The sequence below is a fragment of the Halobacteriovorax sp. ZH5_bin.2 genome, assembly GCF_043196375.1.
Taxonomy (GTDB): domain Bacteria; phylum Bdellovibrionota; class Bacteriovoracia; order Bacteriovoracales; family Bacteriovoracaceae; genus Halobacteriovorax_A.
The window spans coordinates 451,426-477,146 of sequence record NZ_JBEBMJ010000001.1 but is presented as its reverse complement, the minus strand read 5'-3'; the positions used below and the strand labels follow the sequence as shown (position 1 = coordinate 477,146).

General features: G+C 37.6%; 28 protein-coding genes. 7 read left to right on the top strand and 21 right to left on the bottom strand.

Going from position 1 to position 25,721, the window contains the following annotated elements; translation table 11 throughout:
* Positions 1-14: 14 nt before the first annotated feature.
* Positions 15-530 (top strand): hypothetical protein, encoded by a 516-nt coding sequence (locus ABMA76_RS02350; protein ID WP_393060795.1) that lies wholly within the window; start codon positions 15-17, stop codon positions 528-530.
* Here ABMA76_RS02350 and ABMA76_RS02345 read toward each other — a convergent pair.
* From ABMA76_RS02345 to ABMA76_RS02300, 10 genes are all read right to left on the bottom strand, one after another.
* A complete protein-coding gene (locus ABMA76_RS02345) occupies positions 499-1,473 on the bottom strand; it encodes a hypothetical protein (protein WP_393060793.1) in 975 nt (324 codons plus the stop codon). The two genes, ABMA76_RS02350 and ABMA76_RS02345, sit on opposite strands and share 32 nt — an antisense overlap.
* The gene (locus tag ABMA76_RS02340) at positions 1,470-2,492 is read right to left on the bottom strand and encodes a hypothetical protein (protein WP_393060792.1); all 1,023 of its coding nucleotides are present in this window, start codon (positions 2,490-2,492) and stop codon (positions 1,470-1,472) included. The genes ABMA76_RS02345 and ABMA76_RS02340 overlap by 4 nt, the downstream gene beginning before the upstream one ends.
* Complete coding sequence (gene hpt, locus ABMA76_RS02335) at positions 2,485-2,997, bottom strand: hypoxanthine phosphoribosyltransferase (RefSeq protein WP_392908657.1); 513 nt, start codon at positions 2,995-2,997, stop codon at positions 2,485-2,487. The genes ABMA76_RS02340 and hpt overlap by 8 nt, the downstream gene beginning before the upstream one ends.
* A gap of 17 nt (positions 2,998-3,014) precedes the next feature.
* Positions 3,015-3,830 (bottom strand): uracil phosphoribosyltransferase, encoded by an 816-nt coding sequence (locus tag ABMA76_RS02330; protein WP_393060790.1) that lies wholly within the window; start codon positions 3,828-3,830, stop codon positions 3,015-3,017.
* A complete protein-coding gene (locus ABMA76_RS02325; RefSeq protein WP_392908653.1) occupies positions 3,814-4,476 on the bottom strand; it encodes a thymidine kinase in 663 nt (220 codons plus the stop codon). Before ABMA76_RS02325 ends, ABMA76_RS02330 begins: the two co-directional genes overlap by 17 nt.
* A gap of 133 nt (positions 4,477-4,609) precedes the next feature.
* Positions 4,610-5,281, bottom strand: a complete 672-nt coding sequence (locus tag ABMA76_RS02320; protein ID WP_392908651.1) for a hypothetical protein — start codon at positions 5,279-5,281, stop codon at positions 4,610-4,612.
* Positions 5,282-5,328: 47 nt separating this feature from the next.
* Positions 5,329-5,877: a hypothetical protein gene (locus ABMA76_RS02315; protein WP_392908649.1), complete on the bottom strand. Its 549-nt coding sequence runs from the start codon at positions 5,875-5,877 to the stop codon at positions 5,329-5,331.
* On the bottom strand, positions 5,877-7,388 hold the full coding sequence (locus ABMA76_RS02310; RefSeq protein WP_392908647.1) for a Gldg family protein: 1,512 nt from the start codon (positions 7,386-7,388) through the stop codon (positions 5,877-5,879). The genes ABMA76_RS02315 and ABMA76_RS02310 overlap by 1 nt, the downstream gene beginning before the upstream one ends.
* Entirely contained in the window at positions 7,385-8,137 is a 753-nt protein-coding gene (locus ABMA76_RS02305) for an ABC transporter permease (protein WP_392908645.1), read from the bottom strand. Before ABMA76_RS02305 ends, ABMA76_RS02310 begins: the two co-directional genes overlap by 4 nt.
* Complete coding sequence (locus ABMA76_RS02300; protein WP_392908643.1) at positions 8,130-9,038, bottom strand: ABC transporter ATP-binding protein; 909 nt, start codon at positions 9,036-9,038, stop codon at positions 8,130-8,132. Before ABMA76_RS02300 ends, ABMA76_RS02305 begins: the two co-directional genes overlap by 8 nt.
* A gap of 111 nt (positions 9,039-9,149) precedes the next feature.
* Here ABMA76_RS02300 and ABMA76_RS02295 point away from each other — a divergent pair, with 111 nt between their 5' ends.
* Positions 9,150-10,127, top strand: a complete 978-nt coding sequence (locus ABMA76_RS02295) for a bifunctional oligoribonuclease/PAP phosphatase NrnA (RefSeq protein WP_392858908.1) — start codon at positions 9,150-9,152, stop codon at positions 10,125-10,127.
* A gap of 11 nt (positions 10,128-10,138) precedes the next feature.
* Here the strand turns inward: ABMA76_RS02295 and ABMA76_RS02290 are convergent, their stop codons facing one another.
* Positions 10,139-10,630, bottom strand: coding sequence for a hypothetical protein (locus ABMA76_RS02290; protein WP_392908641.1), 492 nt, complete (start codon positions 10,628-10,630; stop codon positions 10,139-10,141).
* Positions 10,631-11,064: 434 nt separating this feature from the next.
* Here ABMA76_RS02290 and ABMA76_RS02285 point away from each other — a divergent pair, with 434 nt between their 5' ends.
* Both ABMA76_RS02285 and ABMA76_RS02280 read left to right on the top strand, forming a co-directional pair.
* Positions 11,065-11,718, top strand: coding sequence for a hypothetical protein (locus ABMA76_RS02285; RefSeq protein ID WP_392908639.1), 654 nt, complete (start codon positions 11,065-11,067; stop codon positions 11,716-11,718).
* A gap of 172 nt (positions 11,719-11,890) precedes the next feature.
* Positions 11,891-12,523: a hypothetical protein gene (locus ABMA76_RS02280; protein ID WP_392908637.1), complete on the top strand. Its 633-nt coding sequence runs from the start codon at positions 11,891-11,893 to the stop codon at positions 12,521-12,523.
* A gap of 40 nt (positions 12,524-12,563) precedes the next feature.
* On the opposite strand, the gene ABMA76_RS02275 is transcribed toward ABMA76_RS02280, so the two are convergent.
* From ABMA76_RS02275 to ABMA76_RS02255, 5 genes are read right to left on the bottom strand one after another with little or no spacing between them, the layout of a single operon-like run.
* Positions 12,564-14,027, bottom strand: coding sequence for a hypothetical protein (locus ABMA76_RS02275; protein ID WP_392908635.1), 1,464 nt, complete (start codon positions 14,025-14,027; stop codon positions 12,564-12,566).
* A 5-nt stretch (positions 14,028-14,032) separates the two neighbouring features.
* On the bottom strand, positions 14,033-15,298 hold the full coding sequence (locus tag ABMA76_RS02270; protein WP_392908633.1) for a TRAP transporter large permease: 1,266 nt from the start codon (positions 15,296-15,298) through the stop codon (positions 14,033-14,035).
* Positions 15,279-15,773: a TRAP transporter small permease gene (locus ABMA76_RS02265; RefSeq protein ID WP_392908631.1), complete on the bottom strand. Its 495-nt coding sequence runs from the start codon at positions 15,771-15,773 to the stop codon at positions 15,279-15,281. The genes ABMA76_RS02270 and ABMA76_RS02265 overlap by 20 nt, the downstream gene beginning before the upstream one ends.
* A 2-nt stretch (positions 15,774-15,775) precedes the next feature.
* Positions 15,776-16,753 (bottom strand): TRAP transporter substrate-binding protein DctP, encoded by a 978-nt coding sequence (gene dctP / locus ABMA76_RS02260; protein WP_392908629.1) that lies wholly within the window; start codon positions 16,751-16,753, stop codon positions 15,776-15,778.
* An 11-nt stretch (positions 16,754-16,764) separates the two neighbouring features.
* The gene (locus tag ABMA76_RS02255) at positions 16,765-17,733 is read right to left on the bottom strand and encodes a TRAP transporter TatT component family protein (RefSeq protein WP_392957694.1); all 969 of its coding nucleotides are present in this window, start codon (positions 17,731-17,733) and stop codon (positions 16,765-16,767) included.
* A 351-nt stretch (positions 17,734-18,084) separates the two neighbouring features.
* Here ABMA76_RS02255 and ABMA76_RS02250 point away from each other — a divergent pair, with 351 nt between their 5' ends.
* On the top strand, positions 18,085-18,276 hold the full coding sequence (locus ABMA76_RS02250) for a hypothetical protein (RefSeq protein ID WP_021268392.1): 192 nt from the start codon (positions 18,085-18,087) through the stop codon (positions 18,274-18,276).
* Positions 18,277-18,300: 24 nt separating this feature from the next.
* On the opposite strand, the gene ABMA76_RS02245 is transcribed toward ABMA76_RS02250, so the two are convergent.
* From ABMA76_RS02245 to ABMA76_RS02230, 4 genes are read right to left on the bottom strand one after another with little or no spacing between them, the layout of a single operon-like run.
* A complete protein-coding gene (locus tag ABMA76_RS02245; RefSeq protein ID WP_392908625.1) occupies positions 18,301-18,795 on the bottom strand; it encodes a hypothetical protein in 495 nt (164 codons plus the stop codon).
* Complete coding sequence (locus ABMA76_RS02240) at positions 18,792-19,160, bottom strand: DUF167 domain-containing protein (protein WP_392908623.1); 369 nt, start codon at positions 19,158-19,160, stop codon at positions 18,792-18,794. Before ABMA76_RS02240 ends, ABMA76_RS02245 begins: the two co-directional genes overlap by 4 nt.
* Positions 19,139-19,693 carry a Maf family protein gene (locus ABMA76_RS02235; RefSeq protein ID WP_392908621.1) on the bottom strand — a complete coding sequence of 185 codons (555 nt, stop codon included), beginning with the start codon at positions 19,691-19,693 and terminating at the stop codon, positions 19,139-19,141. The genes ABMA76_RS02240 and ABMA76_RS02235 overlap by 22 nt, the downstream gene beginning before the upstream one ends.
* Positions 19,671-21,110: a hypothetical protein gene (locus ABMA76_RS02230; protein ID WP_393060788.1), complete on the bottom strand. Its 1,440-nt coding sequence runs from the start codon at positions 21,108-21,110 to the stop codon at positions 19,671-19,673. Before ABMA76_RS02230 ends, ABMA76_RS02235 begins: the two co-directional genes overlap by 23 nt.
* 161 nt (positions 21,111-21,271) lie before the next feature.
* On the opposite strand from ABMA76_RS02230, the gene ileS reads away from it, so the two are divergent.
* Complete coding sequence (gene ileS / locus ABMA76_RS02225; protein WP_392908617.1) at positions 21,272-24,403, top strand: isoleucine--tRNA ligase; 3,132 nt, start codon at positions 21,272-21,274, stop codon at positions 24,401-24,403.
* Between the two features lie 40 nt (positions 24,404-24,443).
* Here the strand turns inward: ileS and ABMA76_RS02220 are convergent, their stop codons facing one another.
* Positions 24,444-24,902, bottom strand: coding sequence for a Fur family transcriptional regulator (locus ABMA76_RS02220; RefSeq protein ID WP_392912658.1), 459 nt, complete (start codon positions 24,900-24,902; stop codon positions 24,444-24,446).
* A 172-nt stretch (positions 24,903-25,074) separates the two neighbouring features.
* Between ABMA76_RS02220 and ABMA76_RS02215 the strand changes: the two genes are divergently transcribed.
* Positions 25,075-25,704, top strand: a complete 630-nt coding sequence (locus ABMA76_RS02215) for a hypothetical protein (RefSeq protein ID WP_392912656.1) — start codon at positions 25,075-25,077, stop codon at positions 25,702-25,704.
* Positions 25,705-25,721 lie beyond the last annotated feature (17 nt).

Sequence of the window (25,721 nt, the reverse complement as noted above, 5' to 3'; positions counted from 1 at the left end):
CCAATAATTAGCTTATGACTAATTCAAATAAGACATCTAATAAAAGTCTCAATGACATTTTTTCTAAGTTTAACAAAAAGACATTCAAATATCTAAATATTTCGACATGCTTGGTTGCGGATACCTTTGTCGCTCTTTACCTTTATTTAGTTTACGCTAATCCTAAGACCTATCACGAAAGCTTCAAGATTGCTTATCAGTCACTAAGACTTGTTGACCCAAGCATTGCAGATGGAATTAAAGATCCAAATTTTCAAAATCAACTTATCCAATTAATGATTCAGACAGTGATCTCTATTATTTGTATCTATCTAGTCATTCACTTTATTATTTATATCTTTCGTATCTACAATAAGAAATTTGCTCATGGCTATATCAAACTCTATGCCTGGACAGGTGGTGTGCTCATGACAATGATAGCGCTCTTTAACCTTGGGACACCAAAGATTGCCATGTTCTTAATTCCTGGATTACTACTACTCTTTAACGCACTGGGATTTAAGCACGAGAGTCAAATGAAGGAAGAATAAAGTTTGTTAAGTGAGGAAGGGTCCAATCTGGCATGCTACGAGCTTGCCCCTTAGCTTTCTGAAGTCCACAAACAGCAAGTAAGAATGAATCAAAGGCCCTTACGTTCTTTACAATAACTTCTAAGTCGTTATCGTAAATAAAGATTCCCAATTTATTTTCAATCTTTTTCACAATATCAAGACGGGCCTCGACTCCGAGATCAAGATCCGTTAGATTAACTATATTTTTTTTAAGAATGATACGACTCTTAAGTAGCTCAAGAAGAATTAGATTCACATGTCCTTCATAGAATTGGCATTCTTGAGGAAAATGTCTCTTCATATAAGAAAAGCGTGAAAGCATCATGAGCGATGTATTTCCAAATGAATCAAATGTTGTATTAAATAGCTCTAAGAGTTGGTCGTGATAAGAACACCAAATCCAAAAATCAAGAGAGCGATTCCAATAAGGGATAAAGCCTTTCTTAAGTCTTCTCTTAAAAGACTTTGACAGCATAAAATCATTTGAGTCTTTTCCAAATGTATCGCGATCAAAGTGAGTGAGATCCTCAAAATTTCTTTTGCGTTCATACTCTTTTGGATTCTCTTCTTCCATCTTTCGATCCATTTCTAAGATCGATGCAATATCTTCACGAACCTTCTTTACATCCCCTACTGGACATTTTGCAACTCCAGGACACTTAAGATCACAATTATGACAAGGAGGTTTTGATAAAGGAAAATCGATAATCACGTGCTCAAGATTATACTTATCAATCCACTGATTAAGAATTTCATCTCCATCTTGGGCGTCTTCATCGCGAACTTCGTCTTTTACATGAAGAATCGATTTAAGAAACCAGCGTCCGCTTCCCTCGTGGTGATCAAGAAGACAGAAGAAGAAATTATCTCTTCGCCCACCCTTCATTGAAAGTCCTGCAACACGATTGAAGCTTAAATTCATAATGGTTTCTCGACACTAAATTCTAACACCTGCATATCTTTTGCACGTGATAGCTCTTTTAAAACTTGGGCCTTGTGCTGAGGTCCATGTGCAAGTAAGAAGCATCCGCCTCCTCCAGCTCCACACACCTTCATTCCAATAACCAAATCTTTTTCACGTAATTTATTATAGATCTCACGCATATCATCTGTGACGATACCTGAGAAAAGTTTTTCTCTTTGGGCACCTTCTTGGCAAAGTATGCCAAGGAAGTCATCGTACTCACCATTTCGAATTGCATTGTAAGCACTAAAAGTGAGATCACGAATTTTACCAAGCCCTTCTCTTACACCGTTTTGGTTATCAAAGAAATCTTTATAAACTTGCCAATTATTAATGGCCGAAAGTCTAAGTTGTCCCGAATACACAAGTGTTAAGTGTGACTCCACAAAGCTTTTAAACTCTTCATTGTAAAGCTGCTCAACTTCAATACAACTATTTGTCGCTTTTAATGCAAGCACGCCACCGTAAAGCGCAGGATAGTAATCCTGATACCCACATGGGCCCTTATTTAAAATTTTGGCCTCAATATTTTGAACTGTATTAATCGCAGTTTGGCGATGAAACTCAACGCCTGCGTAATCACACAGTGCCTTATAAACGGTTACTCCCATTGATGATGAACCACCAAGGCCTGCACCAGGAGGAGAGCCTGATTCCGTCGTTAAACGAACACCACTTGTTAACTTAAAATGATGAAGAATCTGAGCAAGAAAAGACAGTGGCCCAAAAGTGTCACTATCAAAATCTTCATATGTAAAATCGACACTAGAATGTCTTGTGACAGAGTCGTAATCGATTGAAACAAATTCAACACCTTCAAATTCAATCTCTTCAACCAAAACCTTCGCCTTAAGAGAAGTCGCAAGGTTAAGAGTTATTGTATGTCTTAAGACCTGATTTAGAGGAACGATATCAAGTGTTCCACCAAGAAGGTCAACGCGAACTGAACCTTCGGCCTTGGCAATCATATTATCCATTATAAATTCCAATATACGGAAGCTCTCGGTAGCGGCCATCAAAATCAAGCCCGTAACCGATAACAAATTTATCTTCAATCTCAAAACCGAGATAATCGATTTCAACATTGTGTTGTGTTTTAACTTTCTTATGGAGAAGAGTCGCTAATTTAATTGTCTTAGGTCCCCTCTCTTTTAACATCTTAGTGAGTTCACTAATTGTTAATCCGGTATCGACAATGTCTTCCACAAGAATGACATTCTTATCTTTGATATCAACTTTAATATCTTTGGTGATTGAAATCTTTCCAGTACTTTCAGTCCCCTTGTAAGAGCTTGCTCCAATGAAGTCAAAATATACTGGAGAATGCATTTGGCGAATAAGGTCGGCCACGAAGATGAAAGCACCATTTAAAACTCCGATGATGACAACTTCCTCTCCTTGAAAGTCTGAATCGATCTTAGCAGCTAATTCTTTAATTCTTTCATTAATCTTCTCTTCAGAGAAGTAAGTTTCGATTGCCATGAATTCTTCCTTAATTCCTATACAAATGAATTATTTAAAATTTCCCCAACGCCACCTGCGCCAGGAACAATATATTGCTTACCTGTTAGACCAACTTCCTCATCCCACAGAGTCCCAGGAACCGTCTTTAAGACGTGATCTGGAGATAGCCCACGGTCTAGGCGTAGAGCATAGATCTCAACATCAGGATGGTCTTTTTGCATTCTCTTAATATACTCAGGAGTTACGATAAGATTAAGTGAAATATACTTAAGTGCACGCCCCTTAACTTTGTCTTTATAGTGGCCAATGGCAAATGACATTGAACCACCAGTAGCGCCCATTGGATCAGGAAGAAGAACGATTGCATTCTCTTGACCACCGCCAATCTTTGATCCTGAAACATCAACCCCAATCACCTGTTCATTCTCATCAACCTTGCGTTGAACATAGAAGTGGTCTTGGCGAATTAGCTCTGGGTTTAAAAAATAATTTAGATTCTCAAAGCAAACGTGGCTTGGAAAAGTTCCTGCACGTGCAAGATCCACACAAAGAACAGGCTGCTCCCTCTTTATTACTTCTTGTTTAAAGATTGCCTTATCAGTGAGTCCTGCCATACGAGAACGCACTTCAACCACTTCTTTTGGAAAAGAGTTTCCAAGCACAGACTCAAGTAAAATAAAATAGAGCTTATGAATTAAGTGATTTAGTTCTGGCTGAATCACACCTTCGCTAGAAAAGCGTGCTAATAAACTTTCAGCAAGAGGATTGGAGAGAATAAAAACATTCTCTCCATATTTATGTTCGATTTGACTTATTTTGTAATGATTCGAATTTTTAGATTGTGTTTTCATTATTCAATTTCACCTCGCCATTAGAGTTTACCTCTTTTAGGCCTCCAAGTGAAATCGAAAATGCCTTAACATCTTCATCTTCTTCGTAGTAATCAAAGTGAGCTCGACAACGTGCTTCGTAAAGATCGGCTTCACCTACTAAAACTGTTTTTGTATTGTCAGTTGGTAATCTGTATGACTTCGAAGCAGGTGCGCCACAAACTGTACAGATCGCTTGAATCTTCATTACATCATCAGCAATACATAAAAGCTCGGGCATTGGACCAAATGGCTTTGATTTGAAGTCTTGATCAAGACCAGCACAAATAACGCGAATTCCACGACGTGCTAACTTTGAGACAACCTTGATAATAGTTGCATCAAAGAATTGAACCTCATCAATTGCCACGATACGAGTTGAATCATATACCTTCTGTAAGATTTCAACAGCGTCTTTGACTGGTTCAGCTTCCACATGTCTCTCAGAATGGCTTACGACATTCGTTTTGTGATAGCGATCATCAATAACAGGTTTGAAAATTTGAACTTTTTGACGAGCAATCTGCGCTCTAGTTACTCGACGGATAAGCTCTTCCGTTTTTCCAGAAAACATTGGGCCGCATACGACTTCAATGCCACCAGTTGCGTGTGCGTGACTTGCGTACATTGACTTAAACTCCTCTTAATGTCAGATATTTTTTTGTGTTGTGTCTCTAAATTCTATTATGACGGCCGGGCCAGTTTTAGGCCACTTACATCTTCTTTCAAAACTGGAAGGCAACGCACACAACGCGTACTGACTAAATAAAGCTTATCATGAGCATAAGGTACATCATCATAAAGAGCATGAAGCCTACGATGAGTAAAATCGGAGACATAAGAATGAAGAAGCTCTGCACAAATGAGAAACGCAGGTTATAACGCAGTCCAAAGTATAGGTAGATTGCCTGAGAAATAAATTTTAAAAAATCTCCAAAGATTGGAATAATTAAGAAGAAGTTCCCAACTAACGCACCTGCAATCACGTCTTCTAACTCAATTTCCTTTAGGTCTTTATCAAACAGACTAGCAAATATTGTGATTATGAGACGCCAAAACTTAACAAATACCCAAGCAGAAAGTGGAAAGAAAACAACTTTAAATAGCGTCGAAAAAAGGAAAAGTTTTTGCTGAAACTCACTCGACGAAAATACTGCTGGTAAGAATCCATCTTCGGCCATCTTTCCTGCAAGATTAATCCCGATATGAATTTGCGCTAATGAGTAAAGGCCGTAGATAAAAACAAATGGCCAAGAAGCTAGGGCGAAGTCAGCGAATTTTAAATTAATTCCTCGTTCACTCTCCTCTTTTACGATCTCAAAAAGTCTGGCCTCTTTGATGCGCTCAATCTCTAACCTATGCTCTGCGATATTTGAGTTCACAAGTTTTGGATAAAGAAGATATTTAATGTATTGAATATATATTTCTAGCACGTCTCTATTTTAATCGAGTTCCTAATAAATTGAAACTAGGCAATGACCTACTTTTTTAGTTCAGTAAAAAAGAACTCTTTTGGTGTTTGTAAAACTTCACGAAATTTCTCGTATGGAATACTTGAGCGATCTCGGTTCTTATCCTTAGCATCTGCTGGAAAGGCAGTCTCAAAGCGAGCAATAAGCCACGTCGACTTTGTGCCATCTTTTACGGCCAAATAAAATGACTGATTTAATTCAATTTTTTTTCCCACCATGAAACTAACAACTTTTCCATTAGCAAAATTAAAAGTGATAGTCTCTGCCCCATCAAATTTTAATAAGTCCTCGTTAACCTCTTCACTTTCAAGGATTCGATCAACCTTTAGCTTCTGAAGTTCATCATAGAAAAGATTAAGATTCTCTTCAATTGCATCTTTAACAATAATTGTACTTCCTGCAATATTGATTGAGTTAACCTTTCCGTAAGTTGAAAAACTTAGAATACTTCTTTTCTGATTTATTAGTGCCACTTCTTTTTGTTCATCTTTTTCAACTAAAAAGTAAGCTGCAAAAATTGAAAGAACTAATATGATAAAGAGATAACGATTTTTCATTAAGCTGAAAACTTCCTTCTCTGAAAAAGAACCAGAGCAATCACAAGGTATGCTAAAGGAAGAACAACAATAGAAAAATAGAAAATCACTTTCTTTTCAATATCCGAAACCAAAAGCGGAATTTCTTTAAATACCACCGAATGAAGTGATGTTAATTGTCCTTGACCTGATAACCAGTGATAAAGGTTAGAAATATACTTAAAGTTACTTTGGTAACTAAAGAATTTATTAGAAATAAAGGCCGAGTTCCCAATGGCCACCATGGCAGGAACACCATCTCTTGTAATGGCCGCTGCCATATCAATCGGGCCTTCGATATCTTCACTATCTTTTTTCACATCCCCTGCAATTACAGAGATCATCTTCTTTTCGGCCCAGCTCTCCGGAGTGGATGTTGCTAGAGCGTGATAACTCCCCTGCTCTTCTTGTGGCAAAGTTGACGAGATTGATGAAACAAGTGGAAAGAAAACTCTCTCTTTAAAGTCAGAGTTAATATTTAAAGAATCAAAGCGAGAAATAATAGGAGCTGTTCCCTTCGATGATTCAAGGCCATTAACTGGGTCCATTACAATATCATTTGCGATATTAAGGCCATTAGTTGAAAAGAACTTCTTAAGATTTGGAAGTTTTTCACCGTGAAAGTTTGGCATAATCGCAGCAAAGATACGGCCACCATCAAAGTAATAAGTTTCTAATTTTGAAATTTCTTCTTTTGAAAAATCATTTGTTGGCTCAAGAATTGTAAAGACATCACATGATTTAGGAATTTCATTTGCCTTTAGAAGATCCACAATATTTAAGCGATAAGCAGATTGCTTTAATACGTGTAGAAGTCCTGTAAATCCATTATCAGTGCTATCTTGAAATTTAGCATTATAATTAAAACAGATTGCCGGATCTTTTTCTCTTTCAAGACGGATAAGGCCATTAGTAATTCCTAGCTCAAGAATACGAGTGACAACAACCTTCTTAAGTTCTTCACCGTCCTGCTTTGTTAAAACAATTGAAGGAGAAACAGTCACTCCATATTGAGCTATCATATCTGGTCTTAACTCTGGATCATAAAACTTAGTCACAAGTGAAGGATTTTGATTCTTATAAAGTTCGAGAAGAGAAAGAATGGCATTCTTAGAGTCTTTATTAGAAAAGACCACCATTTCAACCTTATCATCGATCTTTTTAACTGTTTTAACAGTCAACTCAGAAAGTGTATTTAATTGTCTCTTACTTAAGTCCCAAATTGGCCCACGCTTAAAAACAATTAGATTTAAGACGGCAAGAATACAAAATAGTAAGAAGAATGCCGTAAAGTTAGAAAGAAGATTCTTTCCAAAAGTACTTTTTACAAAGTTTCTAACTTCTTCAAGATGAAAGTAGAAGGATAGAATCGTTAAGCAAAGAGCAATAATAAATGTCGCACCTACTAAGAAGATGTGCTCAGGAATAATGAGAAATAAAAAACAAGCAATTAGATAGAAAATTGCACATAGGCTTAGAGAAATCTTTTTCATTTTCTAACCCCCAAGTTGCGAATACCAATGAAGCTAAAAAAGCCTATGAAAGAAAAAATATAAACTAAGTCAAAGCTTGAAACTGCCCCTCTAGCGAAGTAGAAGATATGTGAGCTGAAACTAAAGTATCTCATCATGGCCTGAATCATTTCATTATCAATGACATTCGAGCTTGCATAAATAATTAAGAAAGAAAATAGTGCACCAAATGAAATCACAATGGATGCAATATAAGAGCGACTCAACAATGAAGCATTAAGACCAACAATTAAGTAGCAAAGCCCTAGTCCGTAAATCCCCAGCATATTTGTAAATAAAATAGCAAAGTCATTAAAACCCTTTGGTGCTAAGAAAAGTGGAATAATAAAGATTGGTAAAGTAATGAAAACAAGCTTTGTTGCAGCGGCCAAGTACTTAGCAAAGAAGATTGAATCATCTGTTAAATTCGAAAGCTTTAGAAGCCCAAAAGTATTTTCTCTCTTTTCTTTAACAAACGCCCCCATCGTTAACATTGGAGCAAAGAAGAGTAGTATAAAATTTAGAGCCGAAAAAGTCGGAGCAATGACGAAGTCTACAATTGTCTTATTTGTTAATTGTGGTGCCATCTGCAGATTATTATAAAAAATTGCAGACATAATAAAATTTGAAATGGCCGCAAAAATATAAATAATTGGAGATGAAAAGCTCTCACTTATTTCTTTCTTATAAATAAGTTTAATACCTTTAAAGAGAGGAAGTTTCTTATTCATGAGTCTCCTCCTTCTTTGCTGTTAGCTTCTTAAAGATATCCTCAAGCCCAACCTTGATATTTTGTTGCGATAAAATAGCGAGGTCATTTTGAGCAAAGTACTTCGAAAGTGTAATTCTTAAGTCACTATCTTGTGTTTGCCCACTAAACTCGTAAATATCATTCTTTTTAATAAAGCTTATTCCCATCTCTTTTAGGCCTTGAAGCTTATCTTCATCAACTGACTCAAATTCAACTTCAACTCTTTGAGAGACCTCAAGTTTCTTCTCAATGTCATTTATTGGCCCATGAGCAACAATGACTCCTTCATGTAAAATTGCGATATCATCACAAATTGAAGCAAGGTCACTTAACTGGTGAGAAGAAATAAAAATTGTATGATCTTTTGAAAGATCTTTTATAACATCTTTAATTTGAATAATGGCATGAGGATCAAGTCCAACAAGTGGCTCATCTAGCACAAGAAGCTTTGGGTTGTGGCAAATGGCCGCTGCAATCCCTACTTTTTGTTTATAGCCTTTGGATAGATTTTCAATTCTCTGATGAGCGACTTCTGTAAGTCCGCACTTCTCGATGACTTCTTCAATTGAATAAGTACTATCTGCAATTTGATAAATCTCTTGGACGAATTTTAGAAATGGCCTAACGCACATATGGCGATACAAAGCAGGCTCTTCAGGAAGGTAGCCTATCGTTAACTCGCTATCTTTAATAAGACTACCAGCTGTATACTCCTGCTCTTCAAGGATGATTTTCATAAGAGTCGACTTACCTGCACCATTTGGCCCAAGAAATCCTAAGACACCTTTGCGACCGATTGTGAGATTCACCCCTTTGAGAACATCTTTACCAGGAAATGTTTTTCTAATGTCCGACAACTCTACAAGGTTATTGTCACTCATTCTATAAGTCCTTAAATTAAAAATCCTTCTTTAAAATCCTAACAAAAAATGAAACAATAAGAAAAGTCTTAAAATTTAATCATTTACCTAACTCTGCCGACTAGGATAAATATGACCAGAAATGTAGATCGCTTTAAGAAGCTTATTGAAAAAGCTAATAATATTGTTATTACAACTCACATCTTTCCTGATGCCGATGGTATTGGAAGTGAGATTGCCCTATGTATGGCCTTACGAAAATTAGGTAAGAATGCAATTTGTATTAACGAAGAAAAGTTATTCGATCGCTATCGCTATCTAGACCCAGATGGTGTGATTACAAATTACAATGATTCAAAAGACTACTTTGATAAAATTGACTTATTTATCGTAACAGATACTAACGCTCTTCCAAGAATTGGAAAGAACGTACAAGAGCTTGTTTTAAAATCAAGTGAGCTTCTATTCATTGACCACCACCCTTGCCCTAAAGAGATCGCCGCCATTCACTGTGTGGATTCAACAAAGGCAGCAACAGGAGAATTGGTTGGCGAATTAATCGAGGCCCTTGGTGTAAAATTTGACAAGAAAATGGCCTTGGCCCTTTATACTTCAATTATTATCGATACAAGTTCATTCCGCTACCCTACAGTAACAGGTAACACTCACCGAATCGTTGCCAAACTTATGGATACGGGAATTTCACCTCCACAAGCATTCAACCAAATCAACGGTGTTAAACAAGTTGAGTATATGAAGCTCATTGGAAAGGTTCTTTCATCTTGTCAAATGAGTCCAAATGGTAAGGTCGCTTGGATCTCTTTAACTGAAGAAGAAATTGAAAGTTTTGGTTGTGAGACAGAAGACACTCATGGCTTCATCAATCACCTTCTTATTCTTGAAGGAATTGAAGTTGCTTGTATGTTTAGAGAAGTTGGTGACAAAGTTAAGATTTCATTTCGCTCAGTCAATCAGACTGTTGATGTAGGTGTCATTGCACAGGCCCTAGGAGGCGGAGGTCACAATCACTCTGCTGCGACAATCATTGATGGAAACCTTGCTAAGGTTATTCCTGAGGTCATTGAAAAAATTGAATTAATGATTGAGTAGAGAACTCTTCTCTATTGATTTAGAATTTTTGCTAGAACATCTCTTTCTTTATCAGAAAAATTAAATGCACCCGCCGTAAGCACACCCTTTAGCTTTTCCTGAGTTGATGGATCCTTTGGATCATTCTTTGCAATATCACCAAAAGGTTCACCTTCAGGAGTAATTTTCACTTCGGCCTTTGTTGCCTCTTTGATAACTTCTGCTTTCTTTTGCTCTTGAGAAGGAGCTGGTGCTGGAGACTTTGGTGCCGCTTGTGCCTGCTTACTCGCCTTATGTTCAGCAATAGCAGCTTTCATCTTTTCTTCTTTTTCTCTTTTGTGATTTTCGATCTTTGCTTTAATCTCGCCTCTACTTAACTCAGAAGGCTTTTCAAGACGAACAATCTTTTGTCCACTAGTTGAACGAGGAGCAACAGAATCCGTAGAAACCTCGCTGCGACTAACTCTTTTTGTTGCTGGAGTTGAATTCGTTCGTAAATTTGTTCTGTCACTTAATAATCTCACCCTTCTATTTTAACCTTTTCCTTCATAGGATGTTAGGTGGAAAATTTCGAAGTATACCTTAGTTTCAACAAGGTTTCGGCAAGTTATGAAGGCGGTGGCCATTTTCTACGGCAGTTTTCAAAGTAAAATTCTCAAGTAGTCCCCAAGGTGTTCGCCCTCAAAAAAAGTCATGGACTGCTCACCTAACTACCTAAAATGATTGAAAGAATTTTTAAAAAGTTTACATTTTTTTAAAAAAAAGTTAATTCGGCCCAACATCACCTTGTTTAAATTCTTGATTTCTTCATAATGCACTTATCGAAATTGAAGAGAGAACGATTTGTGGTCTTTGTCGTACGTCAGTGGAGTTCAATTAGTTGTAAAAGAGCACAAGCCTTCAAAGAGACTTCTATTAAAAGGAAATTATTATCAATAGAAAGTCATTTGAGGTAATTATGAAAAATTCTGTAGTATTTAAGCAATCGAAACTTTTAATCACATCTGCACTTATGACTCTGTCGCTACTAACGACGTCATGTGGTTCAGGGGACAGTTCTAAAAACTTAGACATTCCAGGTGTTGATGGCCCAACAGTAGTTCTTTTAGGTGATGATATCTTAGTTGATATCGTTCTAGAAAACATTAGTGTAGAAGGTGGTGCACGTTACAACATCCCTAACTACAACAACTCTTATGTTGAGGTTTCACCAGACCTTCAATCAAACGGTACACTACTTGCTTTCTCTGTGTCGTTAGATGATATTTTTGGAGATAAAGTTGATCGTTTAGATCCACTTACTCTGCCAGGCGGACGTGCCATTCCAGGTGTTTCTGGTGGTGCCCTTCCAGCAGTTGCTTTCTCAGTACCAAGTATTAAGAACATCGCTTTTTACGTAGGTCCACAAATCTTTGGTATTTGGGTACCAGTAAAAAATCTTAATATGGCAGGTGCAATGCTTACAACTCGTTTCTACACTGATAGTAAGAGAGTTGGTAACCTTTCACTTGTTGGTGAAGATGCAAATGGTGAAAACGGTGGTTTCTTCCTAGCGCTTACAGTTTCAAGCTCACAAGAAAGATCACTAGAGAGACTTGCTAAAAGACACTAATTAGTAGTCCAAAAATTCTGTAATATCTGACCAAAACATTCTATACAGGAAAAATGCCCCTAGGAATCTAGGGGCCTTTTTTTTTCTTCAAAAAAAATTAAGAACCCCTTCATATCTGTCGATAGATGAACATACGAGAGAATTTTTTCCTATAAACTAGTGAGGTATGGATATGGAAATCACATTAAGAAAAAGACTACTGACAGTCGTAGCTCTACTAAGCTTCTCTTTCTTCTCTGTTTCATGTGGAGAAGGAAATGTTGACATCCCAGGTGTTGATGGACCAAATGTTAATCTTCTAGAAGATAATGTTGTTGTATCAATGGTTCTTGAAGATGTTTCAATTATGGCAGGTGCTACTTACAAGGTACCAAAGTACAAGAAGTCATTTATCGGACTTAACCCTAACCTAGAAGGTCCAGGTTCAGTTCTAACTTTTACAGTTTCACTTGATGATATTTTCTCATCAGATGTAAACAGACTAGATCCTAAGACTCTTCCTGGTGGACGTATGATCCCAGGTGTAGCAGCAGGTGCTCTACCAGCAGTAGCCTTTACTGTTGAAAAAGTTAAAAACATGGCATTCTATGTTGGTCCAAAAGTTTTTGGTATTTGGGTACCACTACAAAACTTTAACCTTTATGGATTTGCATGGACAAAATCATTCAAAGCTGGTGACAAGAGAGTTGGAAACATCTCACTATTTGGTCAAGATGAGAATGGTGAAAATGCTGGTTTCTTCCTAGCTCTATCTGTTAAGTCAGCTTACGAGAAGAGACTTAAAAAACTTTCTAGAAAGTATTAAGCATCTACAAAATAGAAGGCCCGCTTAAAGCGGGCCTTTCTTATTCAGCTTGAGTAACCCAAATCTTCCATCTAAATTTCGTCTCTTCATTATTATCGAGGACAATCTTAATAGGACGACTTCTCCCCTCTAGATCATTAATAACAAAGAACTCATTCCCTAGAATACTTGTCATATTATAAAGACCTTGGTGAAGGTTGTAGTCGATTAGATACTTAATAAATGTCAAACTCATTGGAGCCTGAAGGCTTCCAAGATTATCAACTCTCTTCATTTTAGCAAGTTGCTTTCTTGTTTGATAACTTCTAAGAGAACCATTAAACCTTTCAAGAGTTTTCTTAGAAAATTTATAATCATTCTTAAACGAAGTCATGGCCACTTCAGTCTGCTTTTTCGACTTTTCAAAATTAAGCACGGCAGTTTCAAATGCAGAGAAGACAATCTCTTTAACAGGCTCCGGCTTCTTTGGTTGAGGCTTTGGCTTCCTAACAATTTTAATTGTTTTAATATCAACAGTTTTTACAGGCTTAGGCTTTTTAACTTCAACCTTAGCAACGATTTTAGGCTCTTCCTTAACAACTTTTTCTTCAACGAGAGTAATCCCCTTCTCATCGAACTCGCGCAGAGAACCAAACCAGAATACCTTTAAGTCATCTTCGCCTTTTAAAGCGGTACGAATGATTTCAGCACTCTTATTATCAATGGCAACCTGATCCTTGGTCATTTCTTCATAACGAGAAAAACACGCTTCTCCCTTTCCACTAGCATTAATAATTTTATAAGCACTAGTCGTTAGGATTTCTTTTTTAATTTCTTCAACATTAATAGCTGATAAGTAGTAATCTTCTTCGCTACATAAGCTTTGAATTTCACTTTTAACAAATTGACAGCTTTTAATAAGTGAAGACTTACTATCTCCACCAAAGCTCTTATTTAAGATTTTAACTAAGCTTGGGTGGTAGTTGGCCAAGTCAAAGCGGCGATCCGTCTGTAGCTTGATTGGGTATTTCCCCCAGTCCACAATATCTGGAAAATAGTCTGAAACCCTCTTAATAAAGAGCTTCATATCTTTTGACTTTGGTTTACATGACTTAAAAATACCATCGTAATCTAGTGAGCAACTTTTCTCATCTCCTAATTGGTAGAGAGCAATACTCGACTGACGATAGAATTCGTATAGACTAGCAATACTTGTTAAGCGAACAAGATAGCGCATATACTCAATATTTTCGGCCATCTCATGCTTTGAACAAGCAAAGTTTGGATAGATATAACGATTAAATTCTTGTGTTAAATGAAAGATAGCAGGTTCCAGCATTTCACTGAAGTAAGTGCGGCCAGTTACCTCGTCTAAAAACTCTTGTTTTTCATTCTGGTAATCAATAACTAATCTTGGATCGAGTGGACCTTCATAGACTTCAAAGTCCCACTCACCCTTTTTCACGTCTAAGGCCGTGGCAGAAAATCCCAAGGCTAAAATTTGTAAGTATTTAAAAATATTCATCCTCTTTATTTTACCCAGATAAGACTCAGAGCAGGAACATAGGTAATAATGGCCAAACAAATTAGTAAAATAAAGAGAAATGGCAAGGCCGAGCGATACAGTTCAGTAATAGGTCTTTTAAATCGAATCGAACTAATGAACAGGTTAATCCCTACAGGAGGAGTAATATAGCCAATTTCTAAATTTGTTAAAAAGACAATGGCCAAATGAATTGGGTGAATATCAAACTCTTGCGCCAGTGGTAGGATAAGAGGAACAACCACAATTATCGCACTAAAAATGTCCATTAAACTTCCCACAATTAAGAGGAAGACGTTCAGAAATGCTAAGAAGGCGTACTTATTCGTCAGGATATGATTGAAGGCACCAAAGAGTTGATTTGGAACTTCTTCGTCAACTAAGAAATTTGTGAGCCCAAGAGCGCAACATAGAATAATGAGAATGGCCCCAACCATTGTCATTGAGTCCACAACAATTTTTGGGACATCTTTTGTAAAACTAAGATCACGGTAGACAAAGCATTCAATCATTAAAATATAAAACGCTGTAAAGGCAGCCGCTTCAGTTACCGTTACAATCCCACCGTAAATTCCGACAAGAACAGCAGGCACTAAAAATAATTCAAAGGCCGCCCCCTTAAGTCCAAGTAAAACTTCTTTTAGATCAAACTTCCCTTTTTCACTACGCTCTTTTGGGGCCTTAAGGATTGAATAAATCGCAAGTCCAATAATCAGAAGCATCCCTGGTACAATTCCGGCCTTAAAGAGTTGATCGATATCAACACCAGCAACAATTCCGTAGAGAATAATCGGTAAGCTTGGAGGAAAGAGTAGCCCAAGAGAACCTGAAGTCGTGATAAATCCCATCGTGAATTTATCATCATGGCCACGATTCATCAGGATTGGATAAATAAGTCCACCAAGCGCGACGATTGTTACCCCACTCGCACCAGTGAAGGCCGTAAAGAAGGCACAAAGAACAAGTCCTACAATCGCAACACCACCAGGCATCCAAGAAAGCAGAGCGTTTGTGAAACGAAATAATCTCTTTGGTGCATTTGATTCTGCAAGTAAGTAACCTGCAAAAGTGAAAAGTGGAATCGTTAGGATTGTCGGAGCTGAGGCCAGACGGTAAATCTCAACAGAGACGGCCGATGGCTCAATTCCGTTATGAAAGAATGCAGCAAGTGCAAGTCCACCTAGAACGACAAATAAAGGCACTCCAATTAGTGCCAATAGAAGTGCGGCAATACTAATTGTTATGAGGCTCATAATCTTCCTTAAAGTTTAAAAAGGCCAAGATCGTACGAAAGAAGATCAAGGCGAATCCACATGGAATGATTGCAACTAAGACAGAAGAATGTAGACCAAGTGAAGTTAAGTTTCCAAATTGTTTTTCAACATTATAGAACTGAACACCTGAGGCAAAGAGCCAAGTTGTTCCCACAATAATACATAATTGAGTTAGCTTATTTAAAAAGAATAAAGAGCGATGCTTACCTTCACTCTCCAAGTACTTTGGCAGAATTTCAATTGAAATATGCCTCGATTTTCCGCTGGCAAGAGTTGCTCCTAAAAAGGCAAGAGCGAAGACCAGATGGCGAACCACAGGGTCCACCCAAGAAAAAGAAATATCAAACCAACGCAAGATAATGGCCAAGACACTTAGTCCTAACATAATAGCAACGTTGGCCACAACGAGCCAACCAACAACTTGATCTGTAACTTCTTCTATTTTGCGTATCATACTTACTTCTGAGCTTTTAAACTCTTCTCTAATCTCTTATAAGCTTCCTCAGAAAAAAGTTTCCCCTTAAGCTTTTTAATTGTTGCTTCACGAACTTCGTAACCGCGTTTGATGTCTGCTTCGCTAAACTTAACAAATTCGACACCTGATGCCTTCATTAGATCAAGAGCATCTTGATTATCTTTTTCATTCGTTGCTTTAACAAGATCAATATACTTCTTAGAAATCGCAAGAACCTTCTTTTGATTTGCAGGTGAAATCTTTTTAAATACCTTATCATTAACTAAGAATGCCCCAACAGACATTGTTAATGGGAAATCAATTAGGTACTTAACTTTTGTATTCCACTGCATCGAAAGAATTGCTAATGGTGGAGCATAAGCTGCTTCAATAATACCTGTTGAAAGTGATGATAGAACATCAGGTAGAGGAAGTTGAACTGAAACAAGCTTCATTTCTTCTAGGATTGTTTCAACTAAAGGGTCCCCTTCCCAAGACCAAATCTTGACACCTTTAAGGCTATCGATTGAAGAGATCTTTGTTTTTGATACAAAGTAAACCATTCCAATATCAAAGAATCCTAGATTTACAAAATTACTTTCGTTAATTTTCTTATTTAAAAATGGTGTCAAGTCATCAAGAGTTTTAAGGGCCTTTTTACGATCATGAAAAAAGTTGAATGGGATTTCAACAACACGAACATCGCCGTTGATATCACCTAATGTCTTTGCAGTGAAAACACCACCATGAAGCTGACCAACGCGAATTTTTCTCAAAACATCAGGCTCGTCTCCTTGTGATCCACCAAAGTAGAACTTCACTTTTACTTCACCATTAGTTTCTTTTTTAATGGCCTTTGCCATCTTCTTTAAATTCTTCGCCCAATTCGTTCCTTCAGGAGTCAGAACACCAACCTTTAAAGTCAGGGCCATAACATTAGTCGTTAGTAATAGAATTAGTAATGCTTTCAATTTTGACATGATTTTTCCAATTAGAAGATCTCGTCTTCTAAGCCTTCAATTATTTTTAATCTCTTACGTGCAATTAAATTAAATAGGTTATTGTAATCAACTTTTGGTGTTTCGATTTTTCCTCCACTCCAATAAGTTGGTTCCATATTCTCTCTGTTAAATTTATTCATTTCTAACTTTTGAGCGCGATAAGTATTTTCTTCAAACATTGGTACTGCGTAGAACTGAATATAAGAGAGTCTAACAAGCATATTATTTGGCCACTTTTGGATGGCCTCTTCAAATAAGCGTTTCCCTTTAATTGGATCCCCTCCGAGACCACGTGGTCTTGAAGCGGCATAGGAAGCATTGAAGATATCGCAAGCACCTTGAGCAAGGTTAGCATTCTTCTCACATGACCAATCATACATAACTTTTGCAAGAGGCAGATAAGCTACGGCACGCATATTATCTCTTTGAAGATTAATAATTGCGGCAAGTGTTTGTCCTGTGTAGAAAACACCTTCAATATCTGTGGCATCATCACTGAAGTTATCATTCAATAATTTTTGAAATTCTTCAGGTGATGAAATATAGCGAGTGAAATCAAAATCTTTAAATCCTTTCACTTCAAAAAATAGAGCTGAGTATTTTAGAGCACGAGTGTAGTTTGCCAATGCGTTTGTGCGATACTTTGAATTTGATAGTTCTTGTAGCTGATCTTTAAGGTAGTAAGTTTCATCAATGGCAAATGCCTTACCACTATAGGCCTTAATTAGGGTAACAATGAATTCAGGGTTTTCGCGGTCGGCGGCATAGAGGTTTTCAACTAATTTAATATTGCTATCGATTGTCGACTCGAATAAGTCCCAATTGTCTTCAGTAAAAACGGCCTCAGATGTTTCAAAAATCATATCTCCCATCTGATTCGTGGCAACTTTCTTGATACTTGAGCAAGAAACTAGATTTATGAACAATATCCCCACTGCCAATAATTTTTTGCGATTCACGGCCCATCCTTATAATTAATATAGTAGTAATTTGCCTTATCTATTTAGTAATTACAAGTGGTTAATGCATTTTCATTGACGCCCAAATCCCTTAGTGATAGCTGTGTTGCACCATTTCTAACCTCGTGATATAATTGGAAAAATATTTGGAAAGGCTAAATTTCTAGTGAGATTGTGCCGAGTATATATTTAAGTTATTAAACTTTGTCACGGAGTGACCATTGAGAGTAGTTTTTCTACGAGTAGATGAACTACTTACCTAATCGGATTTGAGTTCTGGAGTCTCTTGAATCTTATTACGATTAAGGTAAGTGATTTTTTAACCTTTAATCGTTTAATAAGGAGATGGAGATGTCATCACAAGAAACATCTAACGAAAAATTATCGTCTAACACTAACAACAGCGTAATTGGACAAATTAAGCAGCAGACTCTTCGTAAGTCAGCTTCACTTAAGCCAAGAAAATCACTTTTAAAAGTGAGAAGCTTAAGACCAACTCGCGCAGTTCTTGGTAGAACAGCAACTCAAGAAGACGCGGAATAAGAAATAAGCTTGCAGCTTTCTTATTTATCTTCTTTTGCGGTTTCGCTTAGGCGAAATTAGCTGCTTGTCGTACGTAGCTTTTAAGCTACGTAGCGTTTCCTCGCGTATTTCTTCTAATTTCTTTAGCCTTTCATCATGTAAATGGTTGAGATAATTCTTTTTGGCAATGAATAAGTTATTGATATAAGTAACCTGAAAAGCTCTTAGCTCTCGGTAGCATAGATCTTTTTCTATCTTTGTTAACTTATGCTGGCTTGATTCGATATCCTTATGATCTAAAACAAATGTCGAGTAATCCCCAGAACAAACGCCCTTTTTAAGATCAATATACTTATCAATTTCCTTTCTGATGACCTGAGTTCTTGTTACGTAATCTTTTGGAGGGATATTCTTCACCTCTTCGATTTTCGCGTACATGACCTTACTCATCTCTTTTTCAGATTGAGTCTCACCTTTATCTGCTTGAGCATAAACAGTCAGAGTCGGTATGAATAAAAGAGTCATTAAAACTGATTTCAATTTAGGGCCTTCTTTATCTTTGATAAGTAATATTCAGTATCTTTATTATGCGCAAAGACGAAGCTTATGGCCATTTTTTTAAACTTCGACTGGAGTCCATGAGTAAGTTGAACCTGATTTTTTGCTACGCCAAATTTCTTTGCAACAAGCTTTTCAATACCGGCGTTGGCCTTGCCATCCTCAGGCGGAGCTTGAGTGCTGACAATAAGTTGTCCCGTCTCCGCAACACTCACCTTTTCAACCTTTGCACCAGGCTTTGCCCAGACTTCAACCTCAAGAACCAACTCATCTTCGCGACTTGAGACAGTAGTAAAATTTAGTTTTTTTGAATGGAGAAAATCACTTATTGGAATAACTGTCTCCAATTCTTGCTATCAAGTCCCATATCATCAAGAAAAGTTTTCATCTCAGCAATAAAGTCAGCAAGAGGGAAACCAACAACATTTGAATATGAGCCACTCATATGTTCAACAAAGAGAAGGCCCTGTCCTTGAATTCCGTATGATCCGGCCTTATCGAGCGCCTCATCACTTTCAAGATAGAGATCTAAGATTTCAGGTGAAATATCTGTGAATTTAACTTTTGAACATCTTGAAAAAGTATATTCTTTACCACCACATGCCATATAAACAGCAGTGAAAACATCGTGCTCTTTTCCAGAAAGCTCTAATAACATCTGCCTCGCATGCTCGCGATCATTTGGCTTTCCTAAAACCTTATCACCTATGGCGACAAGAGTATCAGAAGCAACAACAAAGACCTTTTCATCTTTTGGAAATTCTTGTGAAAAGATGTCTCGCCCTTTTAGTTCGGCCAACTCTTCGACAATATCTTTAGGATGTTCTTTCGTTGTAATTTCTTCAACATCTGATGGTTTAATTTGAATCGGAACTTTCATCCAAGATAGTAGTTCCTTGCGACGTGGACTTCCTGAGGCCAGGATAAATTTCAGTGTAGATACCATTTAACTTCTTCCATAGTTCTTGTTTTTCAGAATTGAGCTTTGGGAAATAGCTTCTCGCATTCTCCATCGCACCAACTTTATAGTAACTTTCTTGTGCCTTCGTGTAAAAATCTTTTCGCAACACCTCTTTATCGCGGCGATTAGCGCGACTTAGGACAGACTTTCGATAGCGATCAGCAATAGCAAGATTTGTCGTTTCAACTTCTCTGACGTTAGTCCATAAGAAATCGAGTCGCTTTTTTAACTCTTCTTTGCTCCAGAGTCTAAGACCAAAATTTCTTGCTAGCTCAACTTCATTTCCAGTAGCAAAAAGAGGCTTCCCATAACGACTCAAGAAGATTTCACGAGTGTAGTAAATACCGTAGAGACGCTTAGTAAATAGTTCGTTTTGACTTAAAACCTCAGTATCTTTGGTCACAAACATATTGCGATTTATAAATGAAAACTTATACCAACTTCCATATTCAAGCTCTTCAAAACTATCATTTTCATAACCACGAAGATTTACCTTGGGAGTCGTAGAAAGTTCATTTTTATAACCAAGTTGTTCTTCGTCCCTAAACTTTAGGTAACTGTCATCCCCTATCGAAACATATGTTTCAAAAGATGGAGCGTAGGCTTCAAAAGAATACAGTGGCGACTGAATAAAGAAGCGACTCTTTCTCACTACACTCTTGTTATTCTTTTCAATGGCCTCATTAATGAAGCGGGTACGAGACTTATAGCGTAGCCCATCTTTGAAAAGGTATTCATTCATTGAAACATTTTTATCGAATACGACAGGATTCGTTTTATTAATTGGAAGCGGAAAGAAAACGGCATCAGTATCTCGTTGTTCAAGATCCGCAAGCTTTTCTTTTGAGCGTGAGATTAAAAGGATATTTCCAACGTTCATTCGAATATTGAAAAAGACTTCTTCTTTCAGAACATTCATTTCTTTAAGTGAAATAGAGCTTTCAGGGGACATGCGAATAAGCGTCCCATCAAAGAGCATAAGCCAAAGATAGCTATCAACTCCTGTTTCAATATCATCATTTTCTTTTATAAGTGAACGGTATCCTACTTGGTTATTACCAAGAGCTCGAAAAAGAGTACACTCACCCACGCATTTTATGACACGACCTATTTCTTCATCAATACCCGATATTTTCTCAAGGTCACGCCACAAGGGATAACTTTCTTTAAAGCGTAACTCTTCTTTCCACTCATCAAAGTCCAGCCATTTCTTGGCCTTAATTTGATCCCACCTAATAAGAGAGTTGCGATCGTCCTTGAACTTCGTTTCAACTTCAGAAGAGCTGGCAAGAGCAGGAAGTGCAATGGTCAAAATAAATAAAATACGTAGCATCATGAACTTTATCGACAATTTCGGCCGCTGGCCCTAAATCTGTCAGAAATTGAGACTTTTTCGGCACTTTATGCCCTATCCAAACTGTCAAAATCATGGGTTTCGTGTTAAATTTTGGGCCAAATATTAATTTACACAAAACTATAACAGACAAGGTTGATACGATGAGTCAGGATAACGGACAATTTTCTTTTGTTAACACAGAACATGAAGTCTTAAAATTTTGGGAAGAGAATGAAATTTTCCAAAAATCACTAGAGCAAACAAAAGAGAAAGAGCCATATATTTTCTATGATGGCCCTCCATTTGCGACAGGTCTTCCTCACCACGGTCACCTACTTGCTGGAACTCTAAAGGATATCGTTCCAAGATATTGGACAATGAAAGGTCGCTACGTTCAAAGAAGATTTGGATGGGATACGCACGGCCTTCCAATCGAGCAAGAGATCAATAAGAAATTACAAATGACAGCACACGAAGCTTTAGAAAAACTTGGTGTTGCTGGTTATAACCAAGAGTGTCGCTCAATCGTTGATCGCTACACAACAGAATGGCGTAAAACAGTCACTCGTCTTGGACGTTGGGTAGACTTCGACAATGACTATAAGACAATGGACCCAACTTTCATGGAATCTTGTTGGTGGGTATTCAAATCTCTTTGGGATAAGAATATGGTCTACAAGGGAACTAAAGTTGTTCCTTACTCAACAGGGCTTGGAACAGGTCTTTCAAATTTTGAAGCTGGTCTTGACTACCGTGACGTTCAAGATCCGGCCATCACTGTTCTTTTCAAATTAGATGATCCTGCAAAAGCTGGTGCCGATTATGTAGCAGCATGGACGACAACTCCGTGGACGCTTCCATCTAACCTTGCTCTTTGTGTTGGGCCTGATATCGACTACGTTCGTGTAAAAGATAACGATCGCGGTGTCACAATCATCTTCGCGGAAGCAAGACTTGAGGCATTTTCTAAAAAGCGTAATCTTGAAGTTGTTGGTGAGTCTTTTAAAGGGACGGAACTTCTTGGTCTAACTTATGAGCCACTATTTGATTTCTTCGCAAATCTAAAAGAAGAAGGTGCATTCAAAATTTTAAATGATGAATATGTAACAACTGATAGTGGTACAGGTATTGTTCACCAGGCTCCAGCATTTGGTGAAGACGATAATAGAATCTGTAAAGAAGCTGGTATGATGGCCGAAGTTTGTCCAATCGACGATGCTGGGCAATTCACTAACGAAGTTTCAACATATGCAGGTCTATACGTAAAAGATGCTGATAAAGAAATTATCAAAGAATTAAAAGATAATACAAAACTATACGATCATGGAAACCTCGTTCACAGCTACCCATTTTGCTACCGTTCAGGAACTCCACTAATCTATCGTACAATTCCTCAGTGGTATGTAAAAGTAGAAGAGATCGTCGACAAGCTAGTTGCTAATAACGAGCAAATTCACTGGGTACCAGGACACATCAAAGCAGGCCGTTTTGGTAAATGGCTAGAGAATGCTCGTGACTGGGCCGTTTCTCGTACACGTGTTTGGGGAACTCCACTTCCAGTTTGGATCAACGACGAAACAGGAAGCATGAAGTGTCTTGGTTCAATTGAAGAATTAAAAGAGCTTTCAGGTGTTGAATTAACAGACCTTCACCGTGAGTTCACTGACGAAGTGACTTTCACAATCGAAGGTGAAGAAGGGACTTATAAGCGTATTCCAGATGTATTCGACTGTTGGTTTGAGTCTGGTTCAATGCCATATGCCCAACTTCACTACCCATTTGAAAATAAAGAAATCTTTGAAAACGGGTTCCCTGCAGAATTTATTGCTGAAGGTCTCGATCAAACACGTGGTTGGTTCTACACACTAACAATCCTTTCAACTGCCCTATTTGATAAGCCAGCTTTTAAGAACGTTATCGTTAACGGCTTAGTTCTTGCTGAAGATGGAAAGAAGATGAGTAAGTCTCTAAGAAACTTCACTGCTCCAGATGAGCTAATGGAAGAATTCGGTTCAGATGCTCTTAGACTATATCTTATCAACTCAGGACTTGTGAAAGGTGAAGAGCAACGCTTTACTGATGCCGGTGTTAAAGACATGGTTCGTCGTGCCCTACTTCCATGGCTAAACTCTTTCAAATTCTTCCAAACTTATGCATCAATTGATGGATGGAATTTTAATGAGCATGCTGAAAGCGGTGACAATATCACTGACAATTGGGTTATCTCAAAGCTACAAACTCTTAAAGAAAATATTGAATCGGAAATGGCACAGTACCAACTTTATAACGTTGTTCCTGCCCTCTTCCACTTTATTGAAGATTTAACAAATTGGTATATCCGTCTAAACCGCTCTCGCTTTTGGGGAGAAGGTCTAACTTCTGATAAGAATCAAGCATACACTGCGCTTTTTACAACTCTTAAAGAAGTAACGATTGCCATGGCACCGTTTGCACCATTCCTATCAGAGCATATCTTTAGTGAACTTAAGAAGTTTGACTCAAGTGAGAAGACTCTTTCTGTTCACCTTTGTGACTACCCAGTAGCAAATAAAGAACTTAAGAATGCTGTACTTGAAGATGCCGTTGATAGAATGCAACAGATTATCTTACTAGGTCGTCAAAAGCGTAACCAAGTGCAAATCAAGGTTAAGACTCCACTTGCTCGTCTAAGTGTTATCCACAAAGACCAAGCACTTTTAGATGAGATCAAGAAGCTTGAAAGTTATATCCAATCAGAGCTTAACGTTAAGTCTGTTGAGTACACAACTGACGAAGACCACTACATCAAGCTATATGCAAAACCAAACTCTCCAGTTCTAGGAAAGCGTCTTGGAAAAGAATTTGGTAAGTTCATGGGACTGATCTCAAAACTTGGTGCTTCAGAACTAAATGAACTTGAAGAGAAAGGAAGCTTAGAGCTTGCTGGTGAAACTTTTGCACCTGAAGATATCTTAATCTTTAGAGAAGCAAAAGAAGGAACTCAGGCCCTTTCAAACCGTTATATTTCAATTGATATCGATACAAATCTTTCTGAAGATCTTATCCTTGAAGGACTTGCTCGTGAGGTTGTAAATAGAATCCAAAGAACAAGAAAGGACTCTGGCTTCAATGTTGAAGACAGAATTGAAGTTAGCTTTGCTGCTACAGAGCTTCTGGCAAAAGCAATTGAGACTCACACTGATTACATCACAAAGGAAACTCTTGCTAACTCACTAACTGCAAGTGAAGCAACTTTAGATCATGAATTTAAAGTTGATGATGAAAATCTAAAAATGACAATTGTAAAAGCTTAATAATTACATAAAAAGAAAGCCTCCGATTCGGAGGCTTTTTTTATGAACATTTCGGGCAAATGCCTGTTATTTCAATATGGTGCTTAAGGCCAGTATAACCATCCTTTTTCATCTCTTCTTCCTTTGATGATAGGAAACAACCATCTAGTGGTTCAATCTTGTTACACTTATTGCATTTAAAATAATGTTCGTGATGATGGTGATGATGGCCATGATCTTCACCATGCTCAGCACATCCACATAAAGAGTATCTTGCAGCCTCACCTTGAAAAATACTTTTCTTAACGATACCTAACTCTTCAAATGAAGTAAGTGTTCGATAAACAGAAGCCTGATCACATTTGAATTCTTTAGAACTAACAATTGACTGATAAATTTCTTCTGGTGTTAATGGACTATCCTCATTAACAATAAGAACGGCAACCACTCCCTGACGGGCCTGAGTAATCCTTAGGCCATGGGATTTAAGAATTTCAAGCAAGTCTTCAACTCTACTCATTATATACATCTCTTCATAATTAAAATTAATTCTCTAACTTAACCATTGTAATCAATTTTACACATTGTATCAATCACACCCTACTCTTACTGCAAACAACTTGCAATAAGACCTCGTAGGTGGTAGAAAATGTTCACTAAAGTTAATAACTAACTAAAAAACGGAGAAAAGCATGAAATCACTCGCAATCCTTATTTCATCTCTATTATTTACTGCAAGTACTTATGCCTCAGAACTTAACGGGCAAGATATTCTAAAAACAACTCAAGTTGCTCTTACGCAAGCTTCAATTGAAGTTGGAGCTGATTCAATCATCGCTTGGAACGCAGAACTAGAAGGTCACGAAGTTGTTGTTAGCGTCCTTAATGAGCACGACATTAATATCACTTATGGTTGTCACTACCACGGGCCAGTACCAGCATGCCATGAAGAGTCATACACTCAAGGTGACGATCACAAGCATAAAGATGCAGAAATCACTCTAGATTACATTAAAAATGCAAATCAGGCAGCTCTGGCGAAATTTGAAAAAACATTAAGCCGTAAAGGTAATGACCTTTCAATAGTTGAAGCTGTAAAAGTTTGGCTTAGCATTGAAGATGATCATGACCACGGCCATGGTCACCACCATCTTGCAAAAGCTGAAAACGATCATGATCACGGTGCTGATGTTTGGACAAAAATCAATTACAACATCACAGGTAAAACTCAAACAATCTACGTTCTTTGCCACACTCATGGACATGAAGCAGACTTTAGCTGCCACTACAGACTAAGTGGTGAAAACGAGCCTTCACTTTAATTAAAGGCCCTTGGAGA

Excerpts from the sequence above, each read along its gene's own strand:
- ABMA76_RS02220 (WP_392912658.1), bottom strand. The coding sequence starts at position 24,902 with ATGAGTAGAGTTGAAGACTTGCTTGAAATTCTTAAATCCCATGGCCTA.
- ABMA76_RS02325 (WP_392908653.1), bottom strand. The coding sequence starts at position 4,476 with ATGTACGCAAGTCACGCACACGCAACTGGTGGCATTGAAGTCGTATGC.
- ABMA76_RS02330 (WP_393060790.1), bottom strand. The coding sequence starts at position 3,830 with ATGAAAACACAATCTAAAAATTCGAATCATTACAAAATAAGTCAAATC.
- ileS (WP_392908617.1), top strand. The coding sequence starts at position 21,272 with ATGAGTCAGGATAACGGACAATTTTCTTTTGTTAACACAGAACATGAA.
- ABMA76_RS02215 (WP_392912656.1), top strand. The coding sequence starts at position 25,075 with ATGAAATCACTCGCAATCCTTATTTCATCTCTATTATTTACTGCAAGT.
- ABMA76_RS02310 (WP_392908647.1), bottom strand. The coding sequence starts at position 7,388 with ATGAAAAAGATTTCTCTAAGCCTATGTGCAATTTTCTATCTAATTGCT.
- ABMA76_RS02275 (WP_392908635.1), bottom strand. The coding sequence starts at position 14,027 with ATGAATATTTTTAAATACTTACAAATTTTAGCCTTGGGATTTTCTGCC.
- ABMA76_RS02265 (WP_392908631.1), bottom strand. The coding sequence starts at position 15,773 with ATGATACGCAAAATAGAAGAAGTTACAGATCAAGTTGTTGGTTGGCTC.
- ABMA76_RS02295 (WP_392858908.1), top strand. The coding sequence starts at position 9,150 with ATGACCAGAAATGTAGATCGCTTTAAGAAGCTTATTGAAAAAGCTAAT.
- ABMA76_RS02270 (WP_392908633.1), bottom strand. The coding sequence starts at position 15,298 with ATGAGCCTCATAACAATTAGTATTGCCGCACTTCTATTGGCACTAATT.
- ABMA76_RS02230 (WP_393060788.1), bottom strand. The coding sequence starts at position 21,110 with ATGATGCTACGTATTTTATTTATTTTGACCATTGCACTTCCTGCTCTT.
- dctP (WP_392908629.1), bottom strand. The coding sequence starts at position 16,753 with ATGTCAAAATTGAAAGCATTACTAATTCTATTACTAACGACTAATGTT.
- ABMA76_RS02315 (WP_392908649.1), bottom strand. The coding sequence starts at position 5,877 with ATGAAAAATCGTTATCTCTTTATCATATTAGTTCTTTCAATTTTTGCA.
- ABMA76_RS02250 (WP_021268392.1), top strand. The coding sequence starts at position 18,085 with ATGTCATCACAAGAAACATCTAACGAAAAATTATCGTCTAACACTAAC.
- ABMA76_RS02350 (WP_393060795.1), top strand. The coding sequence starts at position 15 with ATGACTAATTCAAATAAGACATCTAATAAAAGTCTCAATGACATTTTT.
- ABMA76_RS02305 (WP_392908645.1), bottom strand. The coding sequence starts at position 8,137 with ATGAATAAGAAACTTCCTCTCTTTAAAGGTATTAAACTTATTTATAAG.
- ABMA76_RS02345 (WP_393060793.1), bottom strand. The coding sequence starts at position 1,473 with ATGAATTTAAGCTTCAATCGTGTTGCAGGACTTTCAATGAAGGGTGGG.
- hpt (WP_392908657.1), bottom strand. The coding sequence starts at position 2,997 with ATGGCAATCGAAACTTACTTCTCTGAAGAGAAGATTAATGAAAGAATT.
- ABMA76_RS02340 (WP_393060792.1), bottom strand. The coding sequence starts at position 2,492 with ATGGATAATATGATTGCCAAGGCCGAAGGTTCAGTTCGCGTTGACCTT.
- ABMA76_RS02300 (WP_392908643.1), bottom strand. The coding sequence starts at position 9,038 with ATGAGTGACAATAACCTTGTAGAGTTGTCGGACATTAGAAAAACATTT.
- ABMA76_RS02235 (WP_392908621.1), bottom strand. The coding sequence starts at position 19,693 with ATGAAAGTTCCGATTCAAATTAAACCATCAGATGTTGAAGAAATTACA.
- ABMA76_RS02280 (WP_392908637.1), top strand. The coding sequence starts at position 11,891 with ATGGAAATCACATTAAGAAAAAGACTACTGACAGTCGTAGCTCTACTA.
- ABMA76_RS02285 (WP_392908639.1), top strand. The coding sequence starts at position 11,065 with ATGAAAAATTCTGTAGTATTTAAGCAATCGAAACTTTTAATCACATCT.